This is a genomic window from Robiginitalea sp., assembly GCF_982776155.1.
The window spans coordinates 45,906-67,863 of the sequence record NZ_CEXZKX010000006.1 but is presented as its reverse complement, the minus strand read 5'-3'; the positions used below and the strand labels follow the sequence as shown (position 1 = coordinate 67,863).

The window sequence follows — 21,958 nt, the reverse complement described above, 5'->3', positions numbered from 1 at the left end:
GAGGTATCAAACCAGTTCGGTTCCCTCAGACAATAAGCGCCTATTGCCTGATGTAATCACTGTTATACCCGTCAGCCCAGGTCATTCGCACATACTTCACCTCACCCGCTTGGTTCTCCAGGAATTCGAAAAGCGTGTTATTATCCGGCGAAACAAATTGGTTTTCTGCCACGGTAACCAGCCTTTTAGGAAGACCGGACGGACGCGAAAAACTCAGGGAACCCGCAACCAAATCAAACTCCAATAGTTCATCCCCACCTTTATATTTCCCAACAAACGCCTTAATTAGCGAGCTATCCATGACCATGGGATCCAATACCTTTGGCTGGAAAAAGTCCCAGCCGTATGCCGCGGCAACCGCCCGGGTGATATAACTCATCAGCGACATGCCGTTGTCGCTATTGGTCATGATGACCAGTCCCTGACGATGTACGGGGGATGCGACCATATAGCAGGTAAACCCTGAATTGCTCCCCCAATGCTCGATCAGCACATCCGGGCTTTCATCATTATATATCTTTGCAAAGCCCCATCTGGTGGACGATTTGGAAAAAACACTATCTGCCATTGTCTGAGACAGGATGGCATCCCTGCCGGTTTGGTGGTCTTCCAATAGAGTTCCTAAAAACTTAGCCAAATCCGTAGGGGTCGTCCAGATACCGCCGGCCGCTTTATAGGGGAAGAGTTTATAAGGATAAGGCTCCAGGTCGTTGGAATATCCTGTTGCCATCTGCTGGGACAGGCGGTCCGGAACTGGCTGCTCAAAGGAACTGTAGATCATGCCGCTGGGTTCGAATATCCGTTCGGTGAGGACCGCATTAAAATCCTTGCCGGTCACATCCTCGATGAGCTTTTCCATTACGGAATACCCGGGGTTCGAATAGATTTGTTTCTGTCCGGGGACATATACCAGCGAAACCGGTGGGTCTACCGAAGGTGCTTCCCCCGCAAGCATCTGGGTGATCGTCGGCAACGTTTCGTGCGGAAAGAATGAAGACTGTACATACCGGTCAAAACCTGCCGTATGCCCCATGAGTCGCTTGAGGGTTACTTTTTCTTCTTTGGTGAATGGGTTGTCCGGTACCTGCCATCCCCGGAGATAAGTATTGACATCCTCATCCACGGACAATACTCGCTCCTCTACTAGGTCTAGGGCTGCCATGGCGGTTACGGGTTTGCTCAGGGATGCCCCATTGAACACCGTAGATGAGTTTACCCGTACGGAGTCTTCCAGATTGGCATACCCGTAGGTGCGTTGCCAGGAAACTGCACCATGGTCTATAAAAGCCATGCTGACCCCTGGAATAACATCTTCCTGCATGTGCTGCAGTATGGACTTGTAGGGATCGCTGTCCCTGAGGTAGTGCACCGGGACGAGGTTTTTTTCGATAAGATCAATTTGAGCGATTTGATTATTTAGTGAATCTTGCGAAGTGGCTTTAGGGCGATCCTTTTCCCCGCAGGCTGCAAGGAGTAACAGTAAAATCAGTAATGTCCTTTTCATTTTTTGATTGCTTCAAGATTAAAGATAAAGAAGACTACTAAATGTTACTGTGAACAGCCTGGTACCACAAAAAAAAGTGCCAGTGTAAATTGGAAATTGGATGCGGTCTTTGATAAAAATCACAATATCTATCTCTAAAAAATCAATTCTAGCAGGTTCACAAATCGTCAACAATTCACTAAATTCATTTTTTATTTTATTGAAATACTGAAAGTTACAACTAAGGTTTGAACCCTGGCGTGGTCACTTAAGAATGAAAAGCTCGCCCCGCAAGGCGGGCTTTTTTCGTCTGAGCGCGGCAACAAGCTTGCTTGATTGCCGAAGTGAGGGCGGAAAAAGAAGCCAAACTAAAGTTTGGCGAGCTTTTCATTTAGACTACGGGATCGTCAGGAAAACCAAGCGCAGCGAGGTACTCCTGGCGTGGTCACGACACTCACAAAACCCTGCACGCAAGTGCGGGGTTCTTTTTTTTGGACGTCCCGTCAAGCGCTTGCGGTTGTAAGGGACGGACAAGAAAATAACCGCAGCCCGCTAGGGCTGTGGGTTTTCTATTTGCAGGAGCGAGCACAAAGGAAAACCGAGCGCAGCGAGGTACTCCTAAAAACCAGCCCGCTTACAAACCCGCCTACGCATCCGCTACCCCCGGAAAATGCACCGGGAATTCAAACAATTCCAGGTCAAAATACGGCAGGGCCACCAGGAGGTGGTCGAAGATGTCCGCCATGATATACTCGTAGTTCTCCCACTTCTTGTCCCGGCTGAAGGCGTAAATTTCCAGGGGTACCCCCTGGGCCGAGGGCGGCAGTTGCCGAACCATCAGGGTCATCTTCTTGTGGATGGCCGGGTTGTTCTCCAGGTATTCCTGTATATACTTGCGGAAGACCCCGATGTTGGTCAGGTTTCGGCCGTTGATGGCCAGGCTTTTGTCGATATTGTTCTGGGCGTTGTGGGCATCGATTTTCTCCGACCGGTCCGCGAGGTACGGCCCGATGAGCTGGATTTTCTTCAGGGACTCCACATCCTCCGGACTCAGGAACCGGATGCTCCGCTGGCTGATATGCAGGGCGCGCTTGATCCGGCGCCCCCCGGAGGCCTGCATCCCCCGCCAGTTTTTAAACGAATCGGAAATCAGCGCATAAGTGGGGATAGTGGTAATGGTCTTATCGAAGTTCTGCACCTTGACCGTCGCCAGGCTGATCTCGACCACGTCCCCGTCGGCCCCGTACTTCTCAAAGGTAATCCAGTCGCCGATACGCACCATATCGTTGATGCTCACCTGTATGCTCGCCACAAGGCCCAGGATGGAGTCCTTAAAGATCAGCAACACCACGGCCGACGCCGCCCCCAGGGCTGTAAAAAATTTCCAGATAGTCGTATCGGTGAGGATGGCCAGGATGGTCAGGATACCGCCGATCCAGGAAAAGATCATCACCACCTGTATATAGCTGTCCAGGGGTTTGTCGCGCAGGTGGGGCAGCGTCTTGAGGTAATCCCGCGCACTGGATAGTACGCTTTTGATCACAAACAGCCCCAGCAAAACGCCCATCACCATGAGGATACGGTCTACCAGTCGCTGCATGTACTCAAAATCCACAAAGGCCAGCGGCAAAACTTCCATCAAAAAGAGAAGCGGGAAGATATGGGCCACATACCTCGGTACCCGGTTGGCCACCAGGAAATCGTCGAACCGGGTCCGCGTTCGGCGGGAAAGCCGGACGGAAACCAGGCGCAACACCTTCCAGATCAGCAGGTCCATCAGCCAGGCGACCAGCAGGATCACCAGCAACAAAAGCCACAGGTTGATCTGCTGCGCCACCGACTCGCTGACCCCAGAATCGACCAGGAAATCGAGCAGGATGTGCGGTAGGTTCTCTTGCATACTTCAATTATAGATTTAAAACTCCAGCCAGGCGCCCGAAGCCCCCTAACAAAAATTGGAGCTCCCGTTGCCTGCAAATCGCCAATGCAAATCGCCAGTGCAAATGTAATAACTTTGAGCAGGGTTGCCCCTCCTCGCTCGGCGCCATCTTGCCGGCTTTTTGGGGGATGATCCAAAATTTAACTAATTTCCCGAACCCTGCGAAACGGCACCCAGCGAGCTCAGGCGAATGCCAAATCCAATGCGGAATGATGAATAATACTGAAGCCAAGTTAAGGGAACGCATCAAGGAGCTGACCTGCCTCTACGAGGTGACTTCCATTATCGTAAACACGAATTTCGACCGGATGGAAGATTCGTTTTCGGCCATCGCGCAATGCCTGCAGCGGGCCTGGCAATACGCCTCAGATGCTGAGGTATCCATCCGGTGCGGGGAATTTGAGGCAAACACTCCGGCATTCCGGGAGGACCTGCTCATGTTGTCCACTGACATCCGGGTATTTAACGAGCCCGAAGGGGAAATCCGCGTGGGATATCCGACACAGAAATACGGGCATTCAGACTTTCTGGAAGAGGAACGGGATCTTCTCCATAGTGTCAGTCTGGCCCTTGGAAGCCTGATGGAGCGTAAAAATATCCGGGAACAGGAAGCCCTGATCCGGCGGCAAGTGGAGCGAACGGACCGGCTGAACATCCTGGGTGAAATTACGGCCGGGATTGCGCACGAACTCAATACGCCACTGGCCAACATCCTGGGTTTTGCCGAATTGATCCAGGAACGGGCTACCGACCCAAAAACAATCGAAGACCTGGACCGGATTATCGAGAACGCCATTTTTTCACGCGAAGTGGTAAAGAAGCTTATGTTTTTTGCCTGCGAGATCCCCCAAAAAGTGGAATCTATCCATTTGAACACGGCCATTGAAGAGGTGGTTTCCCTGTTAACCCCAAACTTTCGTTCCAAGCAATTAACCTACTCGTCTACCCTGCCCGACCGGGACATCCAGTTGCACGTAGACCGGATTCAGATAACTCAGGTCCTCTTTAACCTGGTAATGAATGCTATTTACGCCTCACCCGAAAAAAGCCGGATTACCATAGCGGTACGCGAAAAGAACAACCGTGTTCTCATTTCGGTTTCTGATGAGGGAAATGGAATTGATCCGGCTATTTCGGAGAAAGTTTTCGAACCATTTTTTACGACAAAGCCCCTGGGGGAGGGATCGGGCCTGGGACTCAGTGTGGTCCATGGCATTGTAAGCAGCCACGGAGGTTCGATCACCCACAAGCCTAACCGGCCAAAGGGTACGGTGTTTACCGTGGATTTTCCTAAATTGGACTAATGGGCCTGCGGAAAGAAAACATCCTGATGGTCGACGACGACGTCGGCATCCTGGAGCTGTTACAGCGCCATCTCCAGTCGCTGGGCTACCACACTTTCAAAGCGCTGTCCGTCAAAGAGGCACTTTTTATCCTGAAGGACTCCCCGATTGATTTGTTGATAACCGATATACAGATGCCGGAAGTGGACGGGCTGCAGTTGGTCCGATATGCGGAGGAGCACTACCCGGGCATGCCCAAACTGGTCATTACGGGATACCCCTCCGTGGCGGGAGCACAGGAAACCTTTCGGTCCGGGGCCGCGGATTACCTCACCAAACCCTTTACCAGAGAGGAGTTGAAACAAGCTGTCCGGAAGGCCCTTGCATCCGACAGCAGGAAGCCAGATGCCCCCACTGCCCCTACCCTCTCCACCGGTGCGGGATACGCCGAGATAGTGGGTGATTCCCAACCATTCCGGAACCTGGTGGAAATCATTTCACGTGTCAGGGACAACCGGGCCACCTTACTCGTCCACGGGGAAAGCGGGACAGGAAAAGAACTCGTAGCCCGGGCGGTGCATTATTCGGGCAAATTCGCCAGGGGTCCTTTTGTTGCGGTCAACTGTGCTGCGATTCCTGAAAACCTGCAGGAAGCCGAACTGTTCGGTTACGTAAAGGGCGCCTTTACGGATGCCCGGGAAACACGGACAGGTTTCTTTCAGGCAGCAGAAAGGGGAACCCTTTTCCTCGATGAAATCGGGTCGGCCTCCCAGGCTGTCCAGGCAAAATTACTGCGTGCCTTGCAGGAAAAGGAAATCACCAAAGTGGGCTCCCGCAAAACCGAGAAGGTAGATTTGCGTGTTATCGCTGCGACCAACAGCAACCTCCGCGAAGCGATTGTCAAAAAGGAGTTTCGAGAAGATTTATTCTATCGGCTCACCGTAGTGGAGATCGAGGTCCCCCCGTTGCGCGACCGAAAATCGGACATTCCATTGTTGACCACCCGGTTCCTTCAAAAATACGGGGTGGAATACCGGGATCGGTTATTGAAGATCGACCCGGAGGCCCTGCAGATTCTGCAAGACTACCATTGGCCGGGCAATATCCGGGAACTTGAGAATGTCATCCAGCGCGCCGTAATTATGAGCGATGGTACCGTGGGGCCGGAACACCTCCCGGGCCACCTGAAATTCCAGATTGATTTTCCCCAGGATGGTTTCGCAAGCCTCCGGGAGATGGAGCGGGATTACGTCCGCCGCGTATTGGCGCATACGGGAGGAAACAAAACGCGGGCTGCCGAAATCCTGCAGATCGACCGGAAGACATTGCGGGAAAAACTCAAATAGCCAGTTGGGGCGTTTTTCCCCAACTGGGGAGAAAATACCCGGTCCCTGCTTTTTCAGTGCTTCATAAATTATTTCCAACCATCTCTATTTCAGGTTTTTGACAAAACATTCTAGTTGTCTCTATTGTTTGGGCACGGCAATTGAAATGTACTGGGTCAGAAACCCAAGCTATGATGAAATACGGAAAACTCGTTTTTGAAAGGCAGGAATACGATGCCCTGCTGATGTCCCTGGAGGCGAATCGGGTATACGATGACTACGCCCACCAACACGCCGCGAGGCTACTCAAGAGGAACATGGCATCTGCCTTAATCCTGGATCAGGGTGAATGCCCCGACGACGTGGTACGTCCAGATGTCTGGGTGACCCTGAAAGGCGTCCCGTCATATCGACGAACCGTCCGGTTAGCTTCCTCAGGGAAACCCATTACAACCCCCGGCGATATATCAGTTATCAGCGCTTTGGGAGCTTCGATTATCGGCCGATCTGAAGGAGATGTCATTTTGTTCGGCCAACCGGGGAATACGATGTCCCTCACAATTGCCAAAATCAGTAGTAACCACACCACTTCCATTAGTCTGGCACCCGGGACCAGTCCGGAACCTTCCACCGCCATTTAACAACCTAACACCTTAAAAAAAATTCAAATCATGTTCACCAGACTCACAATGGCCCAACGCATCCAGGCAGGTTTGATCCTGGCACTGGCCTTTTTATTAGTCCTCGGCTCCAATCGGTTGGATCAAAAGCACTTCACAACTGTTCAGCATACGGTTAATTCCGTTTACAAGGACCGCGTGGTTGTCCAGGGGTACTTATACGAACTCAACAACATGGTCCACCAAAGGGAACTGCGGCTTGCCGGCATGGAAAACGGGGCGGATTTAGAGGCCGACCGACAAAAGGCCGAAGAGCTCATCACGTCACTGGGTGCGACCTACCTTACCCCCGAAGAGACCGTACTCTTCAGGGAGCTCGTGCGCGAGTTCGAGAATTTACACAATTGGGAGGCGGATACCGTATTGCCTGGCAACGGCGAACGTATGGGAAAACGAGCCGAGGGGCTGGCCATCCTCCAGGGCATCCACCGCAAACTGGATGGACTGGTGCAGGTCCAGCTTAAAGAAAGTGAAGAACTGACCGCAATTTCGAAGAAATCCCTCGGCATGAACAAGCTCTTATCCAAACTCGAGGTTGCGTTTATGGTATTGATCGGCATCCTCATCCTGGTCCTGGTGTTCTATCCCAATAAACGACCAGACAATCAGCCTGCAGGCGAATGGATGAATTTCAATTAACACTGCGAAAATGGATCTATACAAAAGAAGTCTCTGCTCGACATGTACCTATCTGGTATCGTGTCGGCTCACAATGGATAAGGACCGCATCAGTTCCTGCAGCGAATACGAGCACCGGGCCGACCGATTGGCGCCACACAAGGCAAGTAGGCGAACCCAACCCATTAGAAAAGCCTACACCCGAGCTCCAATCGAAGAATCAATTTTATAAATAATCTGAATCATGGTTATAAAAGAACCGAAATCAAAAAAGCCTGTAAAACAGGGCATGCTGGATAATGTCATGCGGCAATTCGATCATGCCGCGGACCTTTTGGAACTGAATCCGAATATCCGCAAGATACTGGAAGTCACAAACAACGAGCTACTGGTTCATTTTCCCGTGCGTATGGATGATGGGACAGTGAAAATATTCACTGGCTACCGCGTTCAGCACAACAATGCACTCGGCCCCTACAAAGGGGGGTTGCGCTATCACCCCACCGTGGATATAGACGCCGCCAAGGCACTGGCCATGTGGATGACCTGGAAAACATCCCTGGCCGGACTGCCTTTTGGCGGGGCTAAAGGGGGAATCCAGCTCGATCCGTCACGCTACTCCCAGGAAGAACTCCAGAGGATCACGCGCCGTTTTACATTCGCCCTCGGGGACAACATCGGGCCGGAGCTGGACATCCCCGCGCCGGACGTCAATACCACCGCCCAAACCATGGCGTGGATACTGGATACCTACATGAGTACCAAGTCCCCTGCCGAACGCTCCACGAACCTCCACGTGGTTACCGGCAAACCGATAGGTGCTGGGGGATCGGCCGGAAGGGACCGGGCAACCGGATATGGCGTATACCTGACGATTAAATTCTGGGCAGAAACCCGGGGCCATACCCTTCACGGCAAAACTTTTGCCGTTCAGGGATTTGGAAACGTGGGCTACTGGGCTTCGCACTTCCTGGAGGAAGAAGGCGGGGTCCTGATTGGCGTACAGGATGCTTCCGGCACCCTATACCGGGCCGAAGGTATCGACGTAGGGGAACTTGCCGAATACGCCCGTGCCAACAGGGGCCGGATTCACGGGTTTTCAAAAGCCAGCCCGATAGACAGCGGGGATTTCTTTGGCCTGGACTGTGACATACTTATCCCCGCTGCACTTGGAAACCAGATCACGGCAAAAAACGCCCCGGACATCAAGGCTTCCCTGATTGCGGAAGGTGCCAACGGGCCCACAGACGTTTCGGCCGAAGCCATCCTTTTGGAAAAACAGGTGGATATCATCCCGGATATCCTCTGTAATTCCGGTGGGGTCATCGGCAGTTATTTTGAATGGCTCCAGAACAAAAACAGTGAAATCTGGCCCATGGAAGAAGTGATGGACCGCCTGGAAAAGAAAATGCGCGAATCTTTCAACCGGGTGACAGCGGAGGCTGAGGAGCGCCAGGTAGACTGGCGATCGGCTGCATTCATCATCGCGATTGAGCGGCTGGCGGATGCCTATACGCAGCGCGGAATTTTCCCATAATCACAACAAGATGAAATACAAACAATTACTTATTGAGAAAAAGGAATACGTCCTGCTGAAACGGTACGTAAACCTGAGTGCCCATTACCACGATGCCACGCTTTGGCAATCCATTCAGAAGTTGCTCACCGAACTCGATTCCGCCAAAATCGTGGACGAGGCGGAAATGCAAAACGACGTAGTGCGCTTCCACTCAATTATAACCGTCACATCGGAAAATGGCTGGAGCCGTCGTGTACAGCTGGTGCTCCCCCCCGAGAGGGACGTCAGCAAAGACAAGATTTCCATCCTCACACCCATGGGAATCGCGCTCTTCGGGTATGCCGAAGGCGATACGGTTTCCTGGGAGTTTCCCTCGGGTCCCAAGCGACTACGGATTGAAAAGGTAGAACAGGAACCTGTTTTTATTGACACAAATCTATTGATATGAATTTGCGAACATTCTACGAACACGAAACGGATCACCAAATCATGTTTAAAAAGGATCGGCGCGATGTGCGATCCTGGTCCTACGACCTGGAGGTTATCAGCGAGGAACTAAGGATCCTTGCAGCGATTGAACAACGCCTGTTGAAAAACCCGGCAATTGCCAGCCAGCTTCAGCAACTCAAACGAGACAACATGCTCAAAATGTCCGCCTTGAACAGATACGAGCACGACATGCGGAATGCCCTGGAATGCGACAGCATCGCCTGCGATTCCTTTTATTTAAACAATTTTGAAAAACATCGGCAGGCCTTTAGGGAGCACCTGCTGAATTACCGCGAAGTCCGTCGGGCATTACTGCTGAAATTGACTGGAAACAGGTATCAACACCAAAGAACATCGTGATGGGCATCCAGAATATTCTCGTCCTTACAGATTTTTCAAAAAATGCCTGGGAAGCTTTGGAATATGCCCGGAGGCTTTTCCAGGGTGAAGGCTGCGACATATATCTCCTCAACTGCTATCGGCGTGAGGGATTTGGACCGAACCGGATGCACGCACTCGACCCGGACGATGGACTGAATACCCAATACCGGCAGCATTCCGAACGGGGACTTGGCAGGATCCTGAGCCGGATCATGGAAGAAAGGCCGGCGGACGGCCATAAATATTATGCCATCAGTCATGCGGGAGGACTGGAACAGGCTATAGAACAAGTGATGAAAGCCAACAACATCGACCTGCTGGTCATGGGCATGTGCGGAATGACAATCTGTTCCGACAAACCTTATAGCAGGAAAGTTTTGCGAATCGCCAGGAAAATCCGCAATATTCCATTACTGGTCGTGCCGGTGGGGGCCCGGTTTGAAACACGTTGCGAGATCCTTCTTTTAGCCGATCTTTCCCGACTGGCCGATCCGGAACAGATAACCCGGATGAGCGAGGTTGCCCAACTTTGCCATGCGAGTGTCCGTGTGCTGACAGCTTGCCGCGGTCATGTCGCGGAGGCCGACTACAGGAAACAGAAACTGGCATGGCGCAGCCGGCTCAACGGCGTTACCAATTCCTTTCAGGACCTGGGTCGTTCCGGATATTTCAACGCTTTCTCCGGTGTCCTGAGAACAAACGGCAAACTCCTGGGCCATTTTCGAAAAAAACCCAATATATGGCAGCGAATAGGGATCAAAAGCCCGGATAGTGCCCGTATCCTCAGGAATACAAAGAATCCGGTTTTGCTTCTCTGAGCCCCCCCCGGATAGAAGCCTCGCCAAAAATTAATTAATTAGGACATTTTTGTCCGATTAAATAATTATCTTTGCCCTGGGTACAGGATAATTATGTTTTCAAAAGCCTGCGAATATGGAATTCGGGCGGTGGTATATATCGCCCACAAATCCCTGGAAGGGCAAAGGGTCAGCTTAAAGGAGATTGCGGATGCTATCGATTCACCAGTGGCCTTCACGGCCAAGATACTCCAGCAATTATCGCGAAATGGCCTTGTCGATTCCGTTAAAGGTGCCTCAGGGGGTTTTGAGATGAGCGAAGGACGGATCCGAGAAGTCAGGCTGGCAGATATCGTTTCCGTCGTAGACGGCAACCGCGTCTATGAGGGTTGCGGTTTGGGGCTGAAAAAATGCAACGAACATAAGCCCTGTCCGGTGCACTGGGAATTCGTCGAAGTGCGGGACCGGCTCAAGGCCTTGTTGGAAACCACCAGCATCCACGATATGACCCTGGGGGTCGGGAGTGGGATCAGCTACCTGAAGCGCTGAGCTGGAGCCTGACGATGAATAAAAAATTTTTGGTAAGAATTCGGATAATGTTATCCTAATTATCAGGTAACCGTCCGGATTCCCAATTTAAAACCCTTAAAATATCATTAACTCCAAGTACAACGCCATGGAACAAACACTCCAACAACCAATCGGCCAATGGGTAGCCGACGACTATCGTACGGCCCAGGTATTCAAAAAACACAAGATCGACTTTTGCTGCAAGGGCAACCGGACGGTTGCAGAAGTGGCCCTCAAAAAAGGACTTGACCCGGATAACCTCCTGCAAGAACTGACAGCAGTCCTCAGGAGCGAAGGGCCCCGGGAAGATTGTACCTCCTGGCCCCTGGACCTCCTGGCTGATTACATCGAAAAAATCCACCACCGGTATGTGGAGGCCACGCTGCCCACCCTAAAGCAATACCTGGACAAACTCTGTAAGGTCCACGGGGAGCGCCACCCGGAACTCCACGAGATCCGGGAGCATCTGTACGCATCTGCCGGGGAACTCGCCATGCACATGAAAAAAGAAGAACTGGTACTGTTCCCCTGGATTCGCAAGATGGAAAACGCCCGGCAAAGCGGGACTTCTCCCGGACGACCTAAATTCATGACCGTAAAAAACCCGATTGCCGCCATGATGGACGAACACGACAACGAAGGGGAACGCTTCCGCAAAATCGCGGCGCTCAGCGACGACTACCAGGCCCCTTCGGACGCTTGTGCCACCTATCGTGTGGCCTACGCCCTGTTGCAGGAATTTGAAGCCGACCTCCATCGGCATATCCATTTGGAAAATAACATCCTGTTCCCGAAAGCGCAGGAATTGGAACGGGTATTCACAGCGCCTTCCGGCAACCCCGGCTAATCGGACTATGGAAAGAGGCGATATTGCAAATCGGAAGGATGTAGCACGGCTCGTGCGCACATTCTACGGTAAAATCAGGCAGCACCCGGTACTCGGGCCCATTTTTGAGCAAAACATCACCGACTGGGAGGCCCATTTTGAGGTATTGACGGACTTTTGGGAAAGCCAGCTCTTTCCGGTGAAAAAATACTGGGGCAACCCTGTTACGGCTCATCAGCAGGTGGATGTACAAAGTGGCGGCACCATTACCATGGACCACTTTGGCCAGTGGATCAACCTGTGGACGGAAACCCTGGACGAACTCTTTGAGGGGGATAATGCCTGGATTGCCAAAAACCGGGCGCGGAAAATGAGTACGATGCTGTTTCTTAAAATCTACGAGAACCGCAAACGATGAAGCCTGGAGTATCATTGATATACCGGGATCTGACCCGCTGGTTCGGAACCCATATCACCGGGCAGACCGATGCAGGCCTCCGGGTTGTGCAGGAAATCAGCAAAGCCTCGGGCCTCTCCTGCCTGGACCACCCCTTTGAACCGGATACCTGCCTACAGGCAAGTAGCGAAGTGCGTCGGGAATACCGGCTACACTACTCCCCTGAAGATTTATTTCACTTCCTCCTGGGTTATTGTATGAAGGCCCCGGCGGGACACATGCCACGGCGATTCATCGCTGTGGATTTTGCGGGCATGGTCGTGCCCGACGGCCCTGCGGCCTTTTGGGAGCTGGTAGATTGGGGAGAGGATGTCGCTAAACAAAGCGGGGGAGGGAATCCAAACGGGGCCCCATCTGATTAATGGCTACGCGGCCATTGGCAGGTAATGATCCATAAAATCCCCAGGACCATCAGCAGGCTCGTGTAAAAAATCCATTGTGAAAAATCCAGGGGGACAGAGAAATTTAGCCAGCCCTGGGAACCCCTGAGGAAGATCAGCAACTCCGACAGTACAAACCCCAGCAGGAAGACCCCTGTTCCACCGACGGGCAGCCGGATGATCCTTTGCGATTTGCCCAAGAGCCACAACGCGGGGGTGAGGATTCCTAAAAAAGTCAGGTGCAGGTACCCGATTATATAATCGATATTCCCGGCTATCAGGGTGGCGAATGCCGGCAAGGCTGAAAGGGCCTGCAACAGAAGCTTTACCCCGAATAGTACCAGGACAAACACCAACAGGCGATGTAAGGCCCAACCGTTGAACCGTTGGCGCAGGCCCACCCATAGGGCGCTCCCAATGTAGAGGAACCCGGCGAGTTGCAGCAGGGCCCCCAGGCCGCCGATCACATAAAACACCCCGGGTGGCTCCATCCACAGGGTAGAGAGGAAAAAGGAGAGTATGATGCCACTTTGAAGCAGCCAAAACCCGGTTTCAAATCGTTTGGGCAACAGGCCTATCCCCCGTTTGCCGGCCAAATGCAGTCCGAGCCCGGCCAGGGCAAGGACCATCCAACCGTTGTACTGGAAATGCAAATATAAATAGATAGCCAGCCGATACCAGGCGGATTCCGGGCCCAGGGTGTTCATGATCCCACCCAGCGCCCAGGGGCCCAAACTGGAAAGGACCATGTAAATAAGTGAAGCCCGGACCAGGCGGAAACCGGGCGCTTTTCGTTGATCCGCCCTGGAATTGGATAGGAAAAAAGCAAAATAGCCGTAGGAGGCCAACAGGAACAGGGTCGAAAACAAGATAGACCAGAATGCATACCCCTGGAAGGGGAAGCTCACGAGCATGCCCACCAGGGTCAATTGCGTAAAAAGGAACAACCGGTGATAACGAGCCCGGATGGAGGAGCTATGTAGGAAAGCGTGGTAAATTAAGGTGGTCAAAGCCAGGTACACCCACCCCAGTAGTGCAATATGCGAATGCGTGTGCACCAGGAACCTGTATTTCCCCGTAAATCAAACACCCCGAAACCCCGTAAGGCCAAACCGAATAGTGCGGCGACCAAAAAATAGACGAGGGCCAGGCGAAAATGGAGGCGGATAGGCTTCACGGGGTGAAATTTAGCCTTTTTATACGCGGGCAGAAAGTCCTATCATCTTATTGCCACGGCACGCCTCCCGCCTTGCGAATGTGTTCCTTGAGTTGGGTCCTCAATGCCCGGTACGCTTCCGAATCCGTTTCAAGGGGGGTAGTTTCCAGCTCATCCTGGCCGATATTAAAAAACTGTATGGGTTCAAAAGGTGTGTTCTGTAAAATCTTGAAATCCCCGAATCGCGCGGCGTAATAGGCTTGTCCGCCATAATCACCCCCCTCGCGGCGGACCCAGTAGAGGTAGCGGTTGGCCGTGTCCTGCACTTTCCCTGTCAAGGTGGGCACAAGGCTGATGCCGTCGACGTTTTCAGGGGGCTTGCGTCCCGCCAATTCACAAAATGTGGGGAATAAATCCATCAACAGGGCCGTATTGTCACTGGTGGTGCCAGGGGCAATTTTTCCCTTCCAGTAAAAAATGGCCGGGACGCGTATCCCGCCTTCGTACATATCCTGTTTGCCGCCCCTGAGCGGGCCGTTGCTCTGCGCATACCAAAGGGCCCCGCCATTATCCGACACAAAAACCACCAACGTATTTTCTTCGAGCCCTGTGGTTTTCAAAGCCTCCATAACCCGGCCGACACTATAGTCCAGGTGCTCCACGAAAGCCACGTTTTTGGCCCGTTTCTCCGTCAGGTTTGGTTCCCGCTCCCGGACCTTATCCAACCATGCCTGAGGGGGTTGGATCGGGAAGTGGGGTGCGTTGTACGCGAGATAGAGGAAAAATGGTTGCTCCTTCTCCTGGCGCTCTTTCAGGAAATCAATGGTCCAATCCGTAAACAGGTCCGTGGCATGTCCTTTGGGGTCGATTTCCTCCCGGTTCAGCCGCATCCAGTTGATGCCGCCCCGGCGGTGGTCCCAGTAATCGTCCATCATATCCCCCAAAAATCCCTTGAAATAAGTAAACCCGCGGTCATTGGGCGTATCGGGCTCTTCCAACCCCAGGTGCCACTTGCCGATAATCCCGGTGTGGTAGCCTGCCGGGTTCAACTCCGAGGGGATGAGGACCGCATCGTCCGCGAGGTTCCCCCAGTTGTTCTCCGGGTTTTGGCGGATGACGCCCGGGACGCCGACGAGGTCCGGATACCTGCCCGTAAGCAACGCAGCCCGGCTCGGGGAACATACCGTGCTGTTCGCGTAGAAATTCGTGAACCGCATGCCGTTTGCCGCCAGGGCATCGATATTGGGCGACTGCAGATCCGCAGCCCCCTGGCAGGACAGGTCGCCATACCCCAGGTCGTCGACCAGGATACAAAGAATATTCGGGGCATCCGGGCGCTCTTGCGCATAACACGTTCCGGTTGCTGCGGCCAAACAACCTATGGAGAAGAGGGCCAGGATGGCGTTCAGCGGGCAAAGCCGGCGGGAATCCGATTGATGGAAAGTCATGACAAATACATTTAAAGTTAAAGCGCGGTGTCCCCACCGCGCTTCGAATTAACTAACTAAACAATCAATCTACATCTAGAACAAAACATAAATCAATTTCTTTTCAGGTCAACCCCGGTCCTTCAGCAAATCGGGGGCTTTGACCATTTTGGCGTTATGCGCTTCCACAACCCGCCGGATTTCTTCGATGACCTCCGGGTGCTTCCCGGACAGGTCGTATTTTTCGGAGGGGTCCTCTTCCACGTTGTAGAGCAACGGCGGATTGTGTTCCACCCGCTCGGCCCCCATCACATAGGCCTCCTTGGTATAGAAATGTGCCTTGTACGGCCCCAGGCGTACGGCATACAGGTCGGCCCCCTGATAGTAAAACATTTCCTTCCTGGGCGACTCGGCATCCCCGAACAGGATCGGGCTCAGGTCTACCCCGTCCATTTCCCGGTCGTCGGGCATGGGCACCCCGGCCAGGCTGCTGAAGGTGTTAAACAGGTCCAGTGTGCTGCCCATATCCATGACAACTTTGGCAGGGAGCATTCCGGGCGCCCAGAAAATCGTGGGCTCCCTCATTCCGCCTTCCCAGGTTGTGCCTTTGCCTTCCCGCAGGAGGCCGGCGCTGCCCCCGGAGATACCAGTGGGCAGCCAGGGGCCGTTGTCGGAGGTAAAGACCACGATGGTATTTTCTGCGAGACCTTCCGCCTCGAGCAGCTCCATGATCTGCCCTACCCCATGGTCGATTTCCTCCACCACGTCGCCGTAGAGACCCCGGGCGCTGGTGCCCCGGAACTCATCCGAGGTAAACAGGGGCACGTGTGGCAGGCTGTGCGCCAGGTACATGAAAAAGGGCTCATCCTTGTGCTCCCGAATCCATTTCACCGCCTCATCGTTATAGCGCTTGGTGATGGTGTTCTGGTTCACCGGACGTTCGATCTCTTCCGTCCCGCGGATCAATGGCACGTTATATTCCTCGGTTTTCAGGGATTCATAGCGCTCCGTATACCGGCCAAAATAATCCTGGTAGGAAGCAAACTGGCCCGTAAAGTCCATGTCATTCGAGTAAGGAATACCGAAATAATCGTCAAAACCGTGGTTGGGCGGCAGGTATTCCTCCTTGTGCCCCAGGTGCCACTTGCCCACCATCCCGGTGGCGTATCCCGCCTTTTTCAATTGCTCGGCCAGGGTGATTTCCGAAGCCGGCATCCCATTGTGGGAGTCCGGGAAAAACACACCGATCTCGTTACTCGTCAAGCCGTTCCTTACCGGCAGTCTACCAGTCAGCAGTCCCGCCCGGCTTGGGGTGCAGACGCTGGCAGCCACATAAAAATTCGTCCATTTCTGGCCTTCGGCTGCCATCCGGTCCAGGTTTTTTGTATGGATCGTCGGGTGGCCAAAGGAGCTCAGGTCGCCGTACCCCAGGTCATCGGCAAATACGATGATGAAATTCGGCTTTTCGGGTATGCCCCCGGCAGCAGCGGTTCCTTCGCTGTCGCCCGGGCTGGTTTCGGTATTTTGACAACCCGCCATCAGGGCCAGGCACATGGTCAGGGCCATCAGGTTACGGGCGCCCATTGCCTTCCCCTTGAGGATGCGCATAGGCAGGAGTCTTCTATAAACTTGCATATACAATAGATCTATTGATTAATATCCGGGGTTCTGTTCCAGCAGGGAATTCGCGTCCAGCTCTACCTGGGGGATGGGGAACAACCTGCGGAATTCCTGGGCGTTCTTCCCTCGGGCCTGAGCCCGCTCGATGAACACGCCATGGCGGATCTGATCCTCCCGGGCTTTCTGCTCAAAATAAAATTCCCATTCCCGCTCCTGCAGGATCGCCTCCCGGAGGGTGGTTTGGTTGTAGTCTGCCAGGACCAAAGGCGTGGCTCCCGCCCGGTTGCGCACCTGGTTGATCAGGTCGATGGCTTCCTGGGAGGGCCCATTGAGTTCATTCAGCGCTTCGGCCCGGCTGAGCAGGATATCCGCATAACGGATAACCGGCACGTCATTCCCCGCCCAGGGGCCTACGGATGTCGGCTCAAAGGGGAATTTATTGGGGAAGGACTGGTCGTTGCCCAACCCCTGGACGAGTTCCCCGGTAGAAGTACTGGTCCATTCCGTAATGATCTGGCTGGTCCGCGAATCGGAAGCCTCGAAAGAATTGACAAAATCGTCGAAGAGGTAGGTGCGGGCCGCAAAAACCGAGTTGCTGGGAAACGGCACGGGAAAATCCGGGGGGAATGTGAGTGCATTCAGGGCGTTCCCGGCTGCTGTAATGGTGGCCCCGTCCTTGGGGTGCGCCCAGATCAGCTCCTGGTTACCCTCGTTGTCAAAGGCAAACACATCCGAATAGTTGGTCAGCAGCGCATATTGCCCCAGTTCAATCACATCCTGGGCGGCGTTTGCCGCTTTCTGCCACTGCCGGGTATTGAGATAGTACTTGGTCAGTACGGCCAGTGCGGTCCCCCTGGAGGCCCGTCCGAATTCGGTGGCCTGATCCGGCAGGTTCGCAGCTGCTGCCTCGAGTTCCTGTTCGATGAAGGCCCGGGTTTCCTCATCGGTAGCCCGGGGTTGCAGCGGGTCGTCCGTCGAAGACGTGTAGAGCGGAAGCCGGCCGAACCAATTGTACAGCGCAGCATAATTCCATCCGCGCAGAAAACGAGCCTCAGCTTCAGTTACCTGTCGGAATCCATCGGACAGATTCTCATTGTCCAGGTTGTCCAGGACGATGTTCGCATCCCGGATACTACTAAAATGTGCCTGCCAGATGGAGAATAATTGTGAATGGTTGGAGTCCCAGGTAAAATCCATGAGGGCAATCCACAGGTTCTCGATGGAACCGCCGGCCCCCCAGGTCTCGCCGGAGGTCATGGATTCGATATGGAGCGGGCCCCAGGTTTCAACAGCTCCGGAACGGTGCGCATTCGTATAGGATGCCTTCAGCAAAGTCGACAATCCGGTTTCCGTTGTAAACAGGGTGGAAGGAGACAATTCTGAAAAGACTTCTTCATCCAGTCGCTTCTCACACCCCAGGTGGAAAAATACGATAAGGGCTAAGAGAGTTATTTTATATGGTTTCATTGTTATATGATTTTTGATGGTTGGGTTTAGAAATTAGCGGTCAAACCGAGGAGGAATGTCCTCGCCAGCGGATAACTGCTATAATCAACCCGGACGTTGCTGCGCCCCAGGGAGTTGGCCTCGGGGTCAAACCCGGCGTAATCCGTGATGGTAAAGAGGTTCTGGCCGGTAACATACACCCGGAGGGCATTGATAAAATCCAGGTTGTTCACCGGTACGTTGTAGCTCAGCTGCAGGGTCTTCAAACGGAGATACGACGCATCCTCTACTGTCAGGCTGTTTACCTTGCCCGCGCCGTAGGCGTTCGGGTTAGTAGACGACGGCCAGGGTGCATTCGGATTCTGCGGTGTCCAGCGGTTCAAAATCTGGTCGGCGATGCGATTCCGGCGGAAATTGGCCGGATACAGGGATTCGATGACGTTGATGTTGATCAGGTCGGCTCCTTCCTGCCCCTGGAAAAAGAAGTCCAGCTGGAAATTCTTCCAGGAAATCGAGTTCTGGATCCCATAGGTGAAATCCGGGAAGGGACTTCCGATGATTGTCTGGTCATCCGGGGTGATCGCCCCGTCGCCGTTCCGGTCTTCAAATATCGGAAAACCGGGCTCTGCCGTGGGCTGAGCCGAGTTGGCGATATCGTCCCCTTCCTGGAAAATACCGGTAACCACATAGCCGTAGTAGGCGGCCAGCGGATCGCCTTCGCGGATCACGGCCGTATTTCCAACCGACTGGATATTCCCGGTCACGATATTGTCAATCCGGCCCAGGTCGACGACCTCATTCTTGATGGCCGCAAAGTTCAGCGTGGTCTTCCAGGAGAAATCCTCCGTCGAAATATTTGTGCTGCTGAACAAGAATTCAAAACCGGAGTTTCGGACCTCACCCACATTGGTGAGGATGGAGGAATAACCCGATGCAACGGGGAGCGGCAGGTTAAACAGGAGGTCCTTGGAGCTCTTGGTAAAATAATCGAGGGTTGTGCTAAACCGCCCGCTGAGGATGGATGCATCCAAACCGACGTTGAATTGTTCGGTGGTTTCCCACTTCAGGTCCGGGTTGGCGATCCGCTGGGGAACCACCGTACTCTGGATATTTCCGCCGAGCACAACGAATGGGCCGGTGCCAAATGTCAGTTGGGAGGCGTAATTCCCAATTTCCTGGTTCCCGGTCTGGCCCCAGCTGGCTCTTAACTTCAACTGGTCGAATATCTCAGGGATAAACTCCTCCTCCTGCAGCTTCCACCCAAAGGCGAAAGACGGGAAGTACCCCCACTTGGTATTCTCCCCGAAACGGGAGGAACCGTCCGCCCGGATCGATGCGGTCAGCAGGAACTTATCGAAGAGCGTATAGTTTACCCGTCCCAGGTAAGACAACAGCGTGTTTTCCTCCTTGCCGCTGTTCAGGTCGTCGTTGTTCGTGTTCCCCAGGGAAAGGTTGTTGGTACCAATTTCGTCCGTTGGGAAACCGCTGATGTTGGCCGACACAAACCGGGTGCTGAATTTCTGGTAGGTCGTTCCCCCCAGAACGGTCAGGATATGGTTTTCATTAAAGGTTTTGTTGTAGGTCATCGTGTACTCAAAGAGGTAGTTGTTCCGCTCGAGTACGTTGATGTTGGCGATCCCTCCGGCCGCGCTGCCGTAAATCGTGCGGCTGGAATTGTAGATGTCCCTGCGGGAAGTTTGCCGGTCCGTTCCGAAATTGAATTTACCGGATAATTCATCCGTGAAATTGTAATTCAGGAAGGCGCTTCCAAAGGTCCGGTTGGTTTCGTTCTCGCTCAAAATCCCGTTCAGGGTTGTCACCGGGTTGTTTACCGTGAGGTTGGGCGATTGCGCATACGAGCCATCCGCATTGAAAATGGGTTCCGTCGGGTCGTACAGCAAGGCACCGTAAATGGGTCCGGCATTTTCATTGGTCTGGATACCGTCCACGTTGTTCTGGTCCTTTACGAGGCTTGTGTTGAAGTTTATACCGATCTGCGCGTTCTCGCCCAATCGGGTATCCACGTTGATCCTTCCGGTATATCGCTTGATGCCGGAATTCTTCACGACCCCTTCCTGGTCAAAGTAATTGACCGAGGCGTAAACGGAGGTAGCTTCGGAGCCGCCGCTGATGGATAAGTTGTGGCTGGATATCGGCGCCGAGCGGAACACCTCATCCTGCCACTGGGTCCCATCCCCGATAGCGCTGATGTCCTCCGGGGAAAAAACCACCCCGTTCCCCTGTGCCTGCGACAGTTCGTTGATTGCAGTGATGTACTGGGAGGTAGAGAGGACGTCGATTTGCTTGGCAACGGTCTGCATGCCCGCATAGGCGTCATAGGTCAGGTTCACCTTGCCATCCCGGCCTTTCTTGGTAGTGATGAGGATCACCCCGTTGGCTCCCCGCGAACCGTAAATGGCAGTTGCCGAGGCATCCTTGAGGATTTCGATAGACTGGATATCCGCCGGGTTGAGCGCATTGAGTGGGTTCCGGGGGCTTTGGTTGTCCCCGGTTTGGGCCGCACCGCCGGAACTCAGGTTCGGGCTGTTGTCAATCGGGAACCCGTCGATAACGTAGAGGGGTTCATTACTCGCATTCAGGGAACTCGCCCCCCGGATCCGGATGGCAAGTCCGCCCCCCGGCGCCGAGCTGGCCTGGGTAATCTGCACCCCGGCTGCCCGACCGAGCATCAGTTGGTCTACCGAGGCATTCGCCCCCGGGTTCAGGTCGTCCTGGCTCAGGGAGGTGACGGATCCTGTCAGGTCGCTTTTGCGCTGGGTACCGTAGCCCACTACCACAATCTCATCCAGGGCCGCCGCACTTTCCTCCAGGGTAACATTCAAAGTAGCTTGTCCGTTGACGGCTACTTCCTTGGTGGAAAACCCGATGTAGGACACCACTACGGTTGCGTTCTGGCCGGAAACCACCAGGGAATAATTGCCATCGAAATCGCTTTGCGTTCCAGTGGTGGTACCCTTTTCGACAATATTCGCGCCGGGCAGGGGAATCCCCTCCTGGTCCAGTATCGTCCCGCTGATCTCAAATCCCTGAGGCACATTGGCCTCTTCAATTCCCGGGGCTTTAGCCAGGGGCAGGGCAAAAATCGTCACCTGCCGGTCGCTGATTTTGTAGCCCAGGTTCCACCTCGGGAGTACCGGGTCCAGGATGTTCATCAGCGTGGCATTTTCCTTCCTTACGGTAACGATTTCGCTTTCCGGCAAAACCCCGTCCTTGTAAAAGAAAATATATTCGCTTTTACCTTGAATTTCGTTGAGCAGTGTTTTCAACGTAACTTTTTCGACATCGATGTCGAGCCGTGTCTGTGCGTAGGAATCATTTGCCTGCAATGTGGTTATCCCGATGGCGATAAAGAGCAGAAATGTCCTCATAATGGTGAAGATGATGCGTCGGGAGTTGATTTGGCTCAAAGCCTGCTCGCATCTTGCGTAATTATTCATAATTTTACAGTTCAGTTTAGTATTAGTTGTCGTTATTCTGGCGATAATTAAAACTTCGGCCGGCGGGTGTTGGCGCACCTGTCGGCTTTTTTTATGTGCTTTTC

At 53.4% G+C, this 21,958-nt stretch carries 19 protein-coding genes; 12 read left to right on the top strand and 7 right to left on the bottom strand.

Annotation, left to right across the window (positions count from 1 at the left end):
• Positions 1-40 precede the first annotated feature (40 nt).
• The gene (locus AC3DKS_RS11360; protein WP_488072823.1) at positions 41-1,369 is read right to left on the bottom strand and encodes a serine hydrolase domain-containing protein; all 1,329 of its coding nucleotides are present in this window, start codon (positions 1,367-1,369) and stop codon (positions 41-43) included.
• Positions 1,370-2,129: 760 nt separating this feature from the next.
• Entirely contained in the window at positions 2,130-3,383 is a 1,254-nt protein-coding gene (locus AC3DKS_RS11355) for a mechanosensitive ion channel family protein (protein WP_272607937.1), read from the bottom strand.
• Positions 3,384-3,631: 248 nt separating this feature from the next.
• On the opposite strand from AC3DKS_RS11355, the gene AC3DKS_RS11350 reads away from it, so the two are divergent.
• The 12 genes from AC3DKS_RS11350 (at position 3,632) to AC3DKS_RS11295 (ending at position 12,729) form a co-directional block, all read left to right on the top strand.
• Positions 3,632-4,726: a sensor histidine kinase gene (locus tag AC3DKS_RS11350; protein ID WP_272607936.1), complete on the top strand. Its 1,095-nt coding sequence runs from the start codon at positions 3,632-3,634 to the stop codon at positions 4,724-4,726.
• Complete coding sequence (locus AC3DKS_RS11345) at positions 4,726-6,051, top strand: sigma-54-dependent transcriptional regulator (protein WP_272607935.1); 1,326 nt, start codon at positions 4,726-4,728, stop codon at positions 6,049-6,051. Before AC3DKS_RS11350 ends, AC3DKS_RS11345 begins: the two co-directional genes overlap by 1 nt.
• Before the next feature lie 170 nt (positions 6,052-6,221).
• Entirely contained in the window at positions 6,222-6,671 is a 450-nt protein-coding gene (locus AC3DKS_RS11340) for a GreA/GreB family elongation factor (protein WP_015754135.1), read from the top strand.
• Positions 6,672-6,701: 30 nt separating this feature from the next.
• Complete coding sequence (locus AC3DKS_RS11335; RefSeq protein WP_272607934.1) at positions 6,702-7,349, top strand: MCP four helix bundle domain-containing protein; 648 nt, start codon at positions 6,702-6,704, stop codon at positions 7,347-7,349.
• Positions 7,350-7,572: 223 nt separating this feature from the next.
• Positions 7,573-8,865: a Glu/Leu/Phe/Val family dehydrogenase gene (locus AC3DKS_RS11330; RefSeq protein WP_015754133.1), complete on the top strand. Its 1,293-nt coding sequence runs from the start codon at positions 7,573-7,575 to the stop codon at positions 8,863-8,865.
• 10 nt (positions 8,866-8,875) lie between these two features.
• A complete protein-coding gene (locus tag AC3DKS_RS11325; RefSeq protein WP_015754132.1) occupies positions 8,876-9,295 on the top strand; it encodes a GreA/GreB family elongation factor in 420 nt (139 codons plus the stop codon).
• Complete coding sequence (locus tag AC3DKS_RS11320; protein WP_015754131.1) at positions 9,292-9,696, top strand: hypothetical protein; 405 nt, start codon at positions 9,292-9,294, stop codon at positions 9,694-9,696. The genes AC3DKS_RS11325 and AC3DKS_RS11320 overlap by 4 nt, the downstream gene beginning before the upstream one ends.
• The gene (locus tag AC3DKS_RS11315; protein ID WP_015754130.1) at positions 9,696-10,535 is read left to right on the top strand and encodes a universal stress protein; all 840 of its coding nucleotides are present in this window, start codon (positions 9,696-9,698) and stop codon (positions 10,533-10,535) included. The genes AC3DKS_RS11320 and AC3DKS_RS11315 overlap by 1 nt, the downstream gene beginning before the upstream one ends.
• Before the next feature lie 93 nt (positions 10,536-10,628).
• A complete protein-coding gene (locus AC3DKS_RS11310) occupies positions 10,629-11,063 on the top strand; it encodes an RrF2 family transcriptional regulator (RefSeq protein ID WP_015754129.1) in 435 nt (144 codons plus the stop codon).
• A 127-nt stretch (positions 11,064-11,190) separates the two neighbouring features.
• Complete coding sequence (ric, locus tag AC3DKS_RS11305; protein ID WP_272607933.1) at positions 11,191-11,931, top strand: iron-sulfur cluster repair di-iron protein; 741 nt, start codon at positions 11,191-11,193, stop codon at positions 11,929-11,931.
• A 7-nt stretch (positions 11,932-11,938) separates the two neighbouring features.
• Positions 11,939-12,328 carry a group III truncated hemoglobin gene (locus AC3DKS_RS11300; RefSeq protein ID WP_272607932.1) on the top strand — a complete coding sequence of 130 codons (390 nt, stop codon included), beginning with the start codon at positions 11,939-11,941 and terminating at the stop codon, positions 12,326-12,328.
• Complete coding sequence (locus AC3DKS_RS11295; protein WP_272607931.1) at positions 12,325-12,729, top strand: hypothetical protein; 405 nt, start codon at positions 12,325-12,327, stop codon at positions 12,727-12,729. Before AC3DKS_RS11300 ends, AC3DKS_RS11295 begins: the two co-directional genes overlap by 4 nt.
• On the opposite strand, the gene AC3DKS_RS11290 is transcribed toward AC3DKS_RS11295, so the two are convergent.
• The 5 genes from AC3DKS_RS11290 to AC3DKS_RS11270 form a co-directional block, all read right to left on the bottom strand.
• The gene (locus tag AC3DKS_RS11290; RefSeq protein ID WP_272607930.1) at positions 12,726-13,805 is read right to left on the bottom strand and encodes a hypothetical protein; all 1,080 of its coding nucleotides are present in this window, start codon (positions 13,803-13,805) and stop codon (positions 12,726-12,728) included. The genes AC3DKS_RS11295 and AC3DKS_RS11290 overlap by 4 nt on opposite strands.
• A 166-nt stretch (positions 13,806-13,971) precedes the next feature.
• Complete coding sequence (locus AC3DKS_RS11285; RefSeq protein ID WP_272607929.1) at positions 13,972-15,351, bottom strand: sulfatase family protein; 1,380 nt, start codon at positions 15,349-15,351, stop codon at positions 13,972-13,974.
• Between the two features lie 108 nt (positions 15,352-15,459).
• Positions 15,460-16,938: a sulfatase family protein gene (locus AC3DKS_RS11280; RefSeq protein WP_272607928.1), complete on the bottom strand. Its 1,479-nt coding sequence runs from the start codon at positions 16,936-16,938 to the stop codon at positions 15,460-15,462.
• Between the two features lie 45 nt (positions 16,939-16,983).
• The gene (locus AC3DKS_RS11275; RefSeq protein ID WP_272607927.1) at positions 16,984-18,417 is read right to left on the bottom strand and encodes a RagB/SusD family nutrient uptake outer membrane protein; all 1,434 of its coding nucleotides are present in this window, start codon (positions 18,415-18,417) and stop codon (positions 16,984-16,986) included.
• 26 nt (positions 18,418-18,443) lie between these two features.
• Positions 18,444-21,785, bottom strand: coding sequence for a SusC/RagA family TonB-linked outer membrane protein (locus AC3DKS_RS11270; protein ID WP_187289187.1), 3,342 nt, complete (start codon positions 21,783-21,785; stop codon positions 18,444-18,446).
• Between the last annotated feature and the right edge of the window lie 173 nt (positions 21,786-21,958).